Origin of the sequence: uncultured Olegusella sp. (assembly GCF_947253395.1) — a bacterium.
Lineage (GTDB): Bacteria > Actinomycetota > Coriobacteriia > Coriobacteriales > Atopobiaceae > Olegusella.
Window position 1 is genome coordinate 1 of record NZ_CAMXYY010000045.1, and the last position, 11,556, is coordinate 11,556.

The following is an 11,556-nucleotide window of genomic DNA, read 5'->3' on the forward strand; positions in this document are numbered from 1 at the left end:
CTGTATTTAAGGATTACAAGGTGGTGCTTGCTGTAGGAGACGGCAAACTGAATGAGGATGATGAGGCCAAAGAAGCCTTTGACCGTGTGCGGGAGGCAATCAACGACTATGAGAGAACCATTACGCTTTCGGTAGGGCAGCTCACAACAGGCGTGACAATTCCCGAATGGACCGCTGTGCTTATGCTCTCCAACATGAAGAGTGCTTCTCTTTATATGCAAGCAGCGTTTCGAGCACAAAATCCCTGCTTGTTTGAGGCCGGCTCTGGAGAATTCCTGCGCAAGCAAAATGCCTACGTATTCGATTTTGATCCCGCTCGAACACTTGACCTCTATGAAAAATTTGCCAATGACCTGTATAGCGATACTGCTGGAGGCAGGGGCGACCTTGATGCACACAAACAGCGCGTCAAAATTCTGTTGAATTTCTTCCCCGTTATCGGAGAAGACAATGAAGGCAAGATGCTTGAACTTGACGCAGAAAAGATACTCTCGATTCCAAGGAAAATTCGTAGCCAAGAAGTCGTGCGTCGAGGTTTCTTGAGTAATTTCTTGTTCCAAAATATCAGCAGCGTATTCCGTGCACCCGAGGCTGTGCGCAATATCCTCGACAAATTCGAAGCTTATAAAGAAGTAAAGCCCATCGATATTGATGAGAATACTGCCGATGAGCTTGAGCTTGATGAACAGGGTGAAGTACATTCTGACGAAGCGGGAATTATCGGGCTTTCCCAGGATTTATTTGGTCAAAAGATTTTTGATGGTATTGGTGAAAATCTAGATAAGGCTATTGAAGAACTTGATGCACTTCCACATGAAAAATCGGCCAATGATGATCTGCTTGCACAGTTGCACAAAAGATTTGCAGAGGATATTTCTAAACCTCTCGTGGAGCATGCGAAAACCCACTATGGACCCGAAATAACTCCCTCAGCAGCAAAGCAGCTTAAACGCATCATAGAAGCAAATGTCGGAATAGATATCAATCGAAAGATTGGTGATTATAAAATTGCTCGCAATAAGATTGCCAGTGAGCAAGAAAAAGCTGAAAAGAGGGCGACAACTAAGGAAGAGCGCGCGCAAATTGTCCTTGAATATTCAAGTCGTAAAGAAGCTGCCTTGGATACTCTCAAACAGGGATTACTTGAAGTAAAAGATTCCGCACCAAAAGAAGCTGGTGTCGCAGTAGTGCGAACTATTGAGACTTCAAAAAAGGAAGCAGAAAAGAAAACTATTGAAGAAGGTATTCGCGATCATCTGCGGGGCTTTTCACGCACTATCCCCTCTTTTTTGATGGCATATGGAGATAGCAGTACAACACTGGCAAACTTTGATTCCATTGTGCCTAATGAGGTCTTTCAAGAAGTCACTTCAATTACGCTTGATGAATTTAGGCTGCTACGTGATGGCGGAGGAATCGAAGATTCCGTAACTGGAGAAACGCAAGAGTTTGCAGGGCATCTCTTCGATGAGGTTGTGTTTGATGACTCAGTTCATGAGTTTATCAGGCTACGCTCAAAGCTTGCCAACTACTTCGACCCAAATCAAACACAAAATATTTTTGATTACATTCCGTCCCAGAAAACCAATCAGATCTTTACTCCGCGCAAGGTAGTAAAGCAGATGGTTGACCTCTTTGAGCAAGAAAATCCCGGCTGCTTTGATGACCCAAGCCATACCTTTGCTGACCTTTATATGAAGTCGGGACTCTTTATCACAGAAATTGTAGAGCGTCTCTACAACAGTGAAGAGATGAAGAAGAGGTGCCCCGACAAACAAGAACGTCTGAAACACATCTTTGAGCATCAGGTCTTCGGAGCTGCGCCAACCCAAATTCTGTTTGACATTACAACACATTTCATTTTGGGCTATGAAGGTGAAGTTGCAGGAGGGTTCGACACTAATTTCCTCCTAGCAGACACTGCAGAACTTGCGAAAGAAGGCAAACTAGCTGACTGGGTACAGGATACCTTTGGAGAGAAATTAGATTAAGTTCATCGCTCAATCAACCGAAAAGGCCACCCGAGCAATCAGTTCAGACTTACGGGGCCACCGTAGTGCGAGCGGCTAAGGTCAGACAACCCAAAATGCCTTGCTTGCCCTCACATCCTGCGGGAACAACGTAGCTCTCGATGTTGGCGATTTCGGGTGTCTTAATGTAACCTCCCAAGTCAGTCAGTAGTTTGGAACGGATAAGCGGAAAGAGGTGCTGCTGCTTCATAACACCGCCGCCCAAGATGATGCGCTGCGGCGAGTAGCAGAGTACATAGGTCGAAAGAGCTCGCGAAAGATAGGCTGCCTCGAGCTCCCAGACATCCGCATTGTCCGCAAGTTCGCTGGCAGGCTTACCCCAACGTAGCGCAATCGCAGGACCCGATGCGAGACCCTCTACACAGTTATCGTGATAAGCACACGAGCTCTTAGCCTTATCGCCTGCCTTGCGCTCAATAAGCACATGTCCTGTCTCGGGATGCAGCATGCCGTGCAATAAGCGGCCATCAATCATGACACCAGCACCGATGCCTGTACCCACTGTCAGGTATATCAAGCAGTCCAAACCGCGGCCAGCTCCAAACATTGCCTCACCTAGGCATGCAACGTTGACATCGGTATCATAACCAACAGGGATGCCCAGACCGCCTTTTAACGCGCCAAGAAAGTCGTAGTTTCTCCACGCAAGTTTGGGAGTTTCAAGAATCTTACCGAAGCTTGGCGATGCGGGATTAACACCCGTGGGACCAAATGCACCTACACCCAGTGTCGAGATACTCTTGTCAGCAAACCACTTAATGATATGCGGCACCGTAACATCTGGAGCCTCGGTTGGGATCTCTTCCTGCTCGTACACCTCACCCACAGCGTTGCCCACTGCAAGCACCATCTTGGTCCCACCGGCTTCGAGTGCCCCAAAACGCATCTTCTCATTTACCATTGTTTCCTCACTCCCCTAACACGTACTATCAGAATGTCCTTACCGTTGATGTGCAAGTGCTACGAAATCTCAACTGTGTGCTATATAGCCGCCGCCAGCACCTGCATTAGTTCATTGAAGTCTTTTACCTCTGCTAATTCCTGCTGCAATCGACTATCCTCAACGATGCGTACAAGCAGGTCATAAAGGCTTTCTAACTCGAAATGGTCGCCGGCTTTGATTGCGAGAAGAAAGACAATCTTAATCTGTTGATGCTCATCACTCCATGCAATCGGTCGTTTGAGAATGGCAACCGCAATACGCTTATGCAGTGCCTCGGGCTTCATGGAGTGCGGAATTGCAAACTGTCTGTTCATACTGGTGTCTGAGATAGACTCGCGCAGCATGACCGAATCAAAGAATGTGAGGTCTACCATCCCCTCGCGCTCGAGACCATCGCACATCTGGCGAATGAGAGTACGCTTGTCCGTCTGTCCATTCACGACCATGAAGTTCTCGCGAGCAAAGAAGCGCTCGAGCTTGCGAAATCTATCTGAGTCAAGTGACTCGATTAAACGTGAGACGAATTTGATGTTTGATGACCCAAATCTGAAGTCCACCAAAACGCTCAATCGCGCACTGTTATCAAGCGGCACGGTCGTGATTATAAAGGCAATACCTGCGAATTCGTGTTCTGATAAAGATAGGTACTCGCGGTATGACATGCTTCGTTTGACTTCAATTTTGTCTCCAAAGTAGGACTCAATGCGAGAGGTGAGCATGGACAACGCAGCCTTACCAGAGCTACATACCACAAAGACCCATAGCCGGTTAGTTGCATCTTTGGCTGAGAGACGCTCAATCGCCGCGCCTATATGGAGAGATAGGTAGCCAACGCTGTCCTCGTCAAGGGTATACGGTTCCTCAGTAAAGACTTCACTTGATGACATCAGCGTGATCTCATAGACGAGAGGAAAGCTTGTTTGAATCGTATTGAGGAGTGGATTTTTATACGGGTTATTGAGCTCAACCGCCTTGAAAATAGAGGTCAAATGGTTGATAAGCGCTGTATGTAGCGTTTCGTCGGTGCGCAGGTCATAGCCATAGTTCTGAAAAATCACCTCAAGAAGCTGGGTGACCTTATCCTCAAAATCAGGCATATCCGCTACGGAAGTCTCCCCGGTATGCGCATTGAGCATTACATGGCGATATGCGTAATAACGCTCACTAAAACTGAGCTTGATACCAAAGACACGTTCAAGGTCATTGCTAATGTCGTTGACAAATTCCCACCCTTCGGCGTTATCTGGCCTCGTACTCTCGCCCTCGATAACATAGCCGGCCTTCACACGCGAAACCGCCAAGGCAAGATGGAGCATGATGTTTTTTGCCCCTGCATCTGTTGTGACAAGAGTACTGTCTTTCAGATGTTCGTTAAAAATCGCCTGCAGTTGATACAGATCGACATTGGCAATCATCATCTGTTCTTCAGTTGAAAATCCTGTGACATAAGAGCGAAGATTTTGCCTGATAACCTCATGTGCAAAGCAGTCACGCCGATCGGCTTCACGTCCAAAGATACGCATGCCACGCCCACGTTTGTTCACGCACTCAATGCCATAACCAATCATGATCGCTCGTGCTTGACGCAGGTAGCTCTGTATGGTGCTCTCCTCTACAAAGATCTGGCCGGCAAGATCCTCAACCGTAATGTAGGAGTCGCTGCGTAAGAGGATGCTGAGTAACGTACGCAATCGGTTCGGCGCACTCGAAAGGTCGCGATTGTCTTTGTAACTCTCCAGCGACGCTATGTAGGCCTTATAGAGCTTGTTGTCTGAAATCTCTAGACGATAGCCCATTCCGCGATGCATAACAATCTGGGCACCATTGTCCCTAAGCTTATCGTTGAGACGCGAAACATCCGTGCGGATGGTGCGTGTGCTTACGTGACACAGGGAAGCTAACTGGGTAGCAGGGATATACGCTGCTTCCTGTACAGTATCAAATATCTGGTTGAGCCTTTCGTATTCGAACATAACCTGCTCAGCTTCTACACTCATCACGCTTACCTAGTCAAAATCTATGGTAATTATGCCCGCGTCACTCTCGTCCGTTCAGTTTTCCGTTTCATAGCGGAAATACCTCTATGTCACGGACTGATGCGTTTCCATTTCGAAGTGGAAATCACAACTCTTGTAGGAGATTTACCCAAGATGCAAAAATCAGATTGAGGAGGTGGTATGGATGACGCAGACCAAACTTTTGCACGATAACGATATTTATCTCGAAGTGGATGCAGCAACAAAAGAGGAGCTCTTTGCCTTCATTGGAGCGTGTGCCGTAGCACACGGCGTGGCAGGTGATGCCAATGCGGTGGCAGAAGACCTGATGGAGCGCGAGCGCCAAATGCCCACCGGGCTCACGAGTGGCTTTGCAATTCCGCACACTAAGAGCCCAAACATTGATGCGGTTGATGTCCTCTATCTGAGAACAAACGCGCCGATCGCCTGGGAGTCTATGGATGAAGAGCCCACACAGTACTTCTTTGTGTTGCTTGTTCCAGAGGCAAACGAAGGCAACATCCATCTCAAGTTAATCTCTGAGCTGGCAACTCGCCTTTTGGAAGACGACTTTATTGACAAGGTCAAGTCTATGCAGGATGCCCACAAACTTGCAGCATACATCAACGATTCAATCGAAAAGCAGGGATAGGAAGAGTAATGAACGTTGTAGGAGTAGCATCGTGCCCTGCAGGGTTGGCACACACCCCCATGGCAGCAAAAGCGCTAACTCGTGCCGGTAAGAAACTCGGCTGGAACGTCAAGATCGAACAACAAGGTGGCATGGGCCAGATCGACAAGGTTTCACAGGATGAAGCCGATGCAGCTGACTTCGTGATCATTGCGTCCGATCAGAAGATCAAAGACATAGAGCGCTTTTCAGCCAAGCCGACTATGCGTATCAACATCGATATGTGTATCAAAGCTCCGGAGGCGGTACTTAAGAAGTGTGCCTCTGCCGTCGAAGCTAAAAACAAGTAATTCTCACAAGTTGTGCCCATGATCATACGGCCATAGGTCGCATAGTAAAGAAAGAAGGGAACATAGTGAAACAGTTTTTTAGGGAGGCAAAGGGTCACCTAATGACGGGCATCAGCTTTATGTTGCCCATGATTATTGGTTCCTCGCTTGTCGTCGCCATTCCCACCATCATCGGTCTTTGTATGGGTGTCACAAGCCTCACTGAGGATCTAACCGGTTTTCTCGGTTTCCTCTATCAGGTCCAACAGGTTGGCTGGACGGGCATTGGTCTCGTTAATACCGTGCTTGCTGCCTTTGTCGGCTATTCCATCGCCGATAAACCCGGTCTGGCCGCTGGTCTTGTTGGCGGCGCTATGGCCACGAGCACTAAAGCTGGTTTCATCGGCGCAATTCTTTATGCCTTCATTGGTGGCTATATCGTGCGCTGGGCTCTTAAGAACATTAAGGTATCCGAGAAATACCAGCAGATCATGCCGCTCGTCGTACTGCCCTTCCTCGCCACCGGCATCGTTGCACTCATTGCGGTTATCCTTGCTTCTCCCCTCGCCTACATTAACCAGGCCATTATTGACTGGCTACAGGTCATGTGCCAAAGCGATACCAACAAGGTTCTCATGGCTCTCGTACTCGGCGCTATGATTGGCTTCGACATGGGTGGTCCCGTAAATAAAGCGGCCTGGACTGCCGGTAATGTACTGCTTGCCGCAGGTATTTACACCCCCAATGTGTATATCAACTGCGCTATATGCATTCCGCCCCTTGGTTACGCAATTGCAGCTGTCATTCGCAAAAGCCGCTTCTCCGAGTCCCTGCGTGACTCTGCCACTGGTAACTGGGTTATGAGCTTTATCGGCATCACCGAAGGAGCCATTCCCTTCACCCTAGTCAAGCCTTTCCGTCTTATTCCAATCAACATCATCGGCTCTGCACTTGGCGCTGGTCTCGCAGCTTTGCTCGGCTCTGATGCCATCATTCCGCCGCTTGGTGGTTGGTATGGTTTTATCACGCTGCAGAACCCATGGGGTTATCTAATTGGTATTGCTGTAGGAGGCCTGTTTATTGCCCTCGCTTCCATCGCCCTCGTCGACTTCAACGTCGATCCTGACAATATGGAAGAGGATGTCAACGTAGACGACATCGAGATTTCATTTGAGTAGTTCCTCTCATAGCACGACATAGCAAATGCGTCGCAGGACTGCAGTGAGGCGCAAACGATCGTGCTCCATATCGTAGACGCCCGGGAGCACCAAGGTACTCTCGGGCTTTTTTATTCCTTACACGCTTGTACGCACACATGAGCAGACCAAACCAAAGGAAAGGCAATCATGGGCAAAAAGATACATATCATCCCCCATTCGCATTGGGATCGCGAATGGTACTTCACCACATCTCGCTCGAAGGTCTATCTCATGAAGGATCTGGGCGATGTCCTTACAAAGCTGGAAACTGATCCTAGATTTACCAGCTACCTCCTTGACGGTCAATCCTGCCTGCTGGATGACTATCTGGCGTTTCGTCCTGAAGATGAGGATCGCATTCGCAAACTCGTACAGGCAGGTAGACTCATCGTCGGTCCTTGGTACACGCAAACCGACCAGATGCTTGCAAGCGGTGAGAGCATTGTGCGAAACCTTTACTACGGCATGCAACGTGCCGACGAAATGGGCGCTACGATGCACATAGGATACGTACCCGACTCGTTTGGACAAGCGGGCAATATGCCACAGATTTATCGCCAAGCAGGCATTGAGGATACGTTGTTTTGGCGAGGTGTCTCCGATGACATGGTTGAGCACACCGACTTTATGTGGAAAGGCGACGATGGCTCGCGGGTTTTTGCCAAGCAGATCCCCCACGGCTACTACATCGGCGGAAACATTCCTGAGGGCCCTGCGGATGCCGCCGCATTTTGGGACAAGCAGTGCCTAGACGTTGCGGGTGGCCCTGCGGCAACGGATAACATCTATTTCCCTGTTGGCTTTGATCAGGCACCTATTCGCACCAACCTGCCCGAGCTCATTGCCGCACGCAATGCTCAAGATCCTCACAACATCTATGAAATAAGTACCATCGAGCGCTATATCAATGAGACCAAAGCTGCTGCCAAAGACCTAGAGGAGGTACAAGGCGAGCTTTTGGTGGGCAAGCAGATGCGTATCCACCGTTCAATCTGGTCCTCCCGTTCCGACCTTAAGGCACTGAACACCAAGGCGCAGTTCTTTCTTACTAACATTATGGAGCCTCTGCTACTACTCTCGCAGTCACTTGGCAATGACTATCCGCATGGGGTGGTTGACACCATATGGAAGCTTATGTTTGAAAACGCGGCGCACGACTCCATCGGTGCCTCTGTTTCGGATGAAGTCAACAAGGATATCTACCTGCGGTACAAGCAAGTTCACGATCTAGCAACCAGTCTGGTTGAATTGCATTCTCGCCTTATCGCAACGAGCATACGCAACGCGGAAAGCTCGCACACCGTTACAATCTTTAACACACTGCCACAGCTGCGCTCGGCTGTGACTGTCGAGAAACTCTATGTGCCTGGTGAGCCATTCGAGCTCCTCGATCCTGATGGTCACTCCATTCCCTATACAATCATCAAGAAGCACGATCTTACGAAGTATGTACTCTCTCAGACCATCCGTCTCAACCCAAGTCGTCCTATAGATATTCCCGAGCGCATCTTTGAAGCTACGGTTGCGATCGCTGCCGAACAAGTCCCCTCTATGGGGTATGTCTCCTACACATTTTCCGAGGGTATCTCAGGCGAGGACCCGATGCAGACTCTAGACCACCTTGAGAATAACCGCTATCGCATAGACATCAATACCGACGGCTCCCTGTGTGTCCAGGATAAAGCGAGTGGCCATATCTACGACCACGAGGCCATAATCGCAGAGAATGGCGACGATGGCGATAGCTTCAACTCCTCACCAGCTCATAATGATCTGCGTATCCTTTCCAGTGAGTACACCCCAGAGATTAAGATCGAAGGGTCATCCATCTGGCAGCACGCCCTCATTTCATTTAAGATGCTTGTCCCGCGCGACCTAGATGAGCGCTCTCGTCATGATCGCACCGCTGTTCTTCCTGTTACCCTTGAGGTCATCTTGACTCAGGGCGCAGATGTCATCGATCTGGCTGTTACCATTGACAATCGCACGGTAGACTCCCATCGTGTATGCTTGCTGCTCGATCCAGAGATTGCAACGTCATATAACTATGCTGATGAGCAGTTCGGTACGATTAAACGTGACAATGTCCATGCTGAGCAGCTCAATGCTTATCTTAAAAGCCTTCTTAATGCACAAGACATACCAGAAGGCACAACCACCTCATCGCTCCCTACCAATTGGGTACAAAACCCCGGCTCTTGGCAAGAGCCACCTGTTTCCATTGAGCCAACCCAGTCCTTCGTCGCCATGACTGATGGTAAAAAGGGTATCGCCGCGCTGCCTTTAGGCGTGCGCGAATACGAGATTGTCGATGAGTTCGGCCATGATGCGACCGGCATAGACCTTCTTGACCAGGGCAGTGTGCCCAAGGTAAGCAAGGGACCTGAACACCCAAAGCTACAGCTTACTCTTTTTCGCACGTACGGACAGATGGGTAAGGAGAATCTGCTTTATCGTCCCGGGCGTGCCTCGGGCGAGACTGCCATACTCACTCCTGATGCACAGCTACATAAAAAAATGACCTACCGGGTAGGGCTCACGCTGTTTGCATCCGCTATCAACGCGTCCGGAGTCGAGCATATCGCACGAGGTTACGATACGCCCCTGACTGCGTATGAATACGCTCCCTTCTTGAACGGACGACTCATCTTTTCCGAAGAAGAGCGCGTGGGAACACGGGAGGGTATCTATTCGCTGCTCTCATACGATGGTGATTTTGAGATAAGCGCAATCAAGCCTGCCGAACAGCGCAGCGGCATCATCGTGCGTTTGTACAACGGCAAGGTTGGATGCGAAGAGACGGATAAAACTACAGGCGTTATGGCAGGGCGATTGATGTTCAAGCGCTCAGTTCAGTATGCCAGCATCGTCAACTTACGCGAGCAGAATATAAGAACCGCAGACTTTGATGGACGATACGTTACCGTACCTGAACTGAGTCCGTGTGAGTTTGTAACACTCTACATCGAACTGGGAGAAGCATAAACAGAGCCTGTATAGGACTGCTCTACCGTTTTAGACGCCTGTCCATCGATTAACCATTTCTTTGCACGCCACCCAATGAGCGGCTCCAAGCATATCAGTCCAATAGAAGACCGCATCATTGTTATTACAGAGTGAGTCGATGGTGCCATACGACGTTCCTGTGGAGCTAACCACATACTTCCGTATGGCACCATCCATCTGCGTAAATGTGATGGTATCTCTATTTGCAAGTGTCGATATATCTCGAAAGAATTCTTGGTAGGGCATGCCAAAGACCACCAAGCACTCGGTATGATCGCTTACTACAACCTGACAGGGTAGAAGCCCCTCTACGTTATCTGCCGGAGCAGAAACAGGAAAATCAAGACCAGCAGCTGATGCCAATACGCGTCCGACTACCCATTCCCCGCTCACTTCACGCTGTGGTAGAAAAGACATGTCTTCGGCAATGGAGGCTGTGGACTCTACTGCCGATTCGTTTTTTAGAACATCTAATACTTTGTCGCGTATCTCTCTGCTTTGTGTACTCTTAGTGGCCATGTCGACAAGACCTTGGGCAAGGATAAGGACGATCATAAACATGAGCGCAATCCCCACCCATTTTCCCGCAGTTCTCACTGTGTTTCTTAACAAAGGCCCACAAGCCATCTATTAGCTCCGAGTGTCTTTTCTACTGCGAAGAGATATCACTATGAAAAGACAGAGAACAGAGGTTGCACCAAGGGTTATTGGGATCATGAGAGATGTGGTATCTCCCGTTTTGGGAAGGTTTGACACGGTTGTCCTTTTGTGCCGACCGGCATTAGTAATGACCATATCCGTGTGTACTACGGAAGACACTTCACGTATTGTCGATTGCGTACTCGTGGCATAAGATGCATTCGATTTTTTAAGATGCTCGACGACTGACCAATCCCCCTTGCCTGACCAGCTATAAAACCAGTTATTTTCTGAACTAAGAACTACTGTCCGAAATAACGTGGTGCCGTTATAGATATCTACCGTCACAGAACTTGGGCGACTTCGCTTGTTATCCTGAGACCAGATTTTTGTCACACTATTTTTGTAATCCTTTGAAGTAGTCGTAAGAAATTTTGTCTCTTCCACGGTACGCATGTAGATATAGGTACCTTCACTTGATTTTGCTGGAATCGCAATAAGGAACGATGCAAATATATAGTTCGTCCCTTCGAGAGATATATTCTCTCCAACGATAAGGTAAAGGCCTGGCGTCAATCCTGTAAAGGTCGTAGATCCATCATGAACGATTGCTTGTACTGATGAAATCGATTGAGCATGGGCAGACACGTATCCCTTTAGTGTCTGAGCTGCCGAGAGCGATTTCTCTGCGGTGGTTTCATCTAAGACGATATGAGAGAAGCATTGGAGCCCCCTTGCTCATGTCATCTCGCGGGCTAGAGGACTGCCACAATGTGAGCTAG

9 protein-coding genes are annotated in these 11,556 nt (G+C 48.9%); 5 read left to right on the top strand and 4 right to left on the bottom strand.

Annotated elements, in window-relative coordinates; all coding sequences use genetic code 11:
- On the top strand, nt 1–1,991 hold a 1,991-nt coding region (locus tag Q0X25_RS05065; protein WP_298579458.1), incomplete at its 5' end, for a hypothetical protein.
- A gap of 49 nt (nt 1,992–2,040) precedes the next feature.
- Here Q0X25_RS05065 and Q0X25_RS05070 read toward each other — a convergent pair.
- The gene (locus tag Q0X25_RS05070) at nt 2,041–2,931 is read right to left on the bottom strand and encodes an ROK family protein (RefSeq protein WP_298579460.1); all 891 of its coding nucleotides are present in this window, start codon (nt 2,929–2,931) and stop codon (nt 2,041–2,043) included.
- Nucleotides 2,932–3,011: 80 nt separating this feature from the next.
- The gene (locus Q0X25_RS05075; RefSeq protein WP_298579463.1) at nt 3,012–4,970 is read right to left on the bottom strand and encodes a BglG family transcription antiterminator; all 1,959 of its coding nucleotides are present in this window, start codon (nt 4,968–4,970) and stop codon (nt 3,012–3,014) included.
- A 184-nt stretch (nt 4,971–5,154) separates the two neighbouring features.
- On the opposite strand from Q0X25_RS05075, the gene Q0X25_RS05080 reads away from it, so the two are divergent.
- The 4 genes from Q0X25_RS05080 to Q0X25_RS05095 all read left to right on the top strand — a co-directional run bounded on the left by Q0X25_RS05080 (nt 5,155) and on the right by Q0X25_RS05095 (nt 10,114).
- A complete protein-coding gene (locus Q0X25_RS05080) occupies nt 5,155–5,622 on the top strand; it encodes a PTS sugar transporter subunit IIA (protein ID WP_298579466.1) in 468 nt (155 codons plus the stop codon).
- A gap of 8 nt (nt 5,623–5,630) precedes the next feature.
- Nucleotides 5,631–5,951, top strand: coding sequence for a PTS fructose transporter subunit IIB (locus Q0X25_RS05085; protein ID WP_298579469.1), 321 nt, complete (start codon nt 5,631–5,633; stop codon nt 5,949–5,951).
- A 65-nt stretch (nt 5,952–6,016) separates the two neighbouring features.
- The gene (locus Q0X25_RS05090) at nt 6,017–7,108 is read left to right on the top strand and encodes a PTS fructose transporter subunit IIC (protein ID WP_298579472.1); all 1,092 of its coding nucleotides are present in this window, start codon (nt 6,017–6,019) and stop codon (nt 7,106–7,108) included.
- A 168-nt stretch (nt 7,109–7,276) separates the two neighbouring features.
- Entirely contained in the window at nt 7,277–10,114 is a 2,838-nt protein-coding gene (locus Q0X25_RS05095; RefSeq protein WP_298579475.1) for a glycoside hydrolase family 38 C-terminal domain-containing protein, read from the top strand.
- A gap of 30 nt (nt 10,115–10,144) precedes the next feature.
- On the opposite strand, the gene Q0X25_RS05100 is transcribed toward Q0X25_RS05095, so the two are convergent.
- Entirely contained in the window at nt 10,145–10,696 is a 552-nt protein-coding gene (locus tag Q0X25_RS05100) for a hypothetical protein (protein WP_298579478.1), read from the bottom strand.
- Between the two features lie 69 nt (nt 10,697–10,765).
- Nucleotides 10,766–11,230, bottom strand: a complete 465-nt coding sequence (locus Q0X25_RS08530) for a Cna B-type domain-containing protein (protein WP_367270399.1) — start codon at nt 11,228–11,230, stop codon at nt 10,766–10,768.
- Nucleotides 11,231–11,556 lie beyond the last annotated feature (326 nt).

Excerpts from the sequence above, each read along its gene's own strand:
- Q0X25_RS05100 (WP_298579478.1), bottom strand. The coding sequence starts at position 10,696 with ATGTTTATGATCGTCCTTATCCTTGCCCAAGGTCTTGTCGACATGGCC.
- Q0X25_RS05075 (WP_298579463.1), bottom strand. The coding sequence starts at position 4,970 with ATGAGTGTAGAAGCTGAGCAGGTTATGTTCGAATACGAAAGGCTCAAC.
- Q0X25_RS05080 (WP_298579466.1), top strand. The coding sequence starts at position 5,155 with ATGACGCAGACCAAACTTTTGCACGATAACGATATTTATCTCGAAGTG.
- Q0X25_RS05070 (WP_298579460.1), bottom strand. The coding sequence starts at position 2,931 with ATGGTAAATGAGAAGATGCGTTTTGGGGCACTCGAAGCCGGTGGGACC.
- Q0X25_RS08530 (WP_367270399.1), bottom strand. The coding sequence starts at position 11,230 with ATGCGTACCGTGGAAGAGACAAAATTTCTTACGACTACTTCAAAGGAT.
- Q0X25_RS05095 (WP_298579475.1), top strand. The coding sequence starts at position 7,277 with ATGGGCAAAAAGATACATATCATCCCCCATTCGCATTGGGATCGCGAA.
- Q0X25_RS05085 (WP_298579469.1), top strand. The coding sequence starts at position 5,631 with ATGAACGTTGTAGGAGTAGCATCGTGCCCTGCAGGGTTGGCACACACC.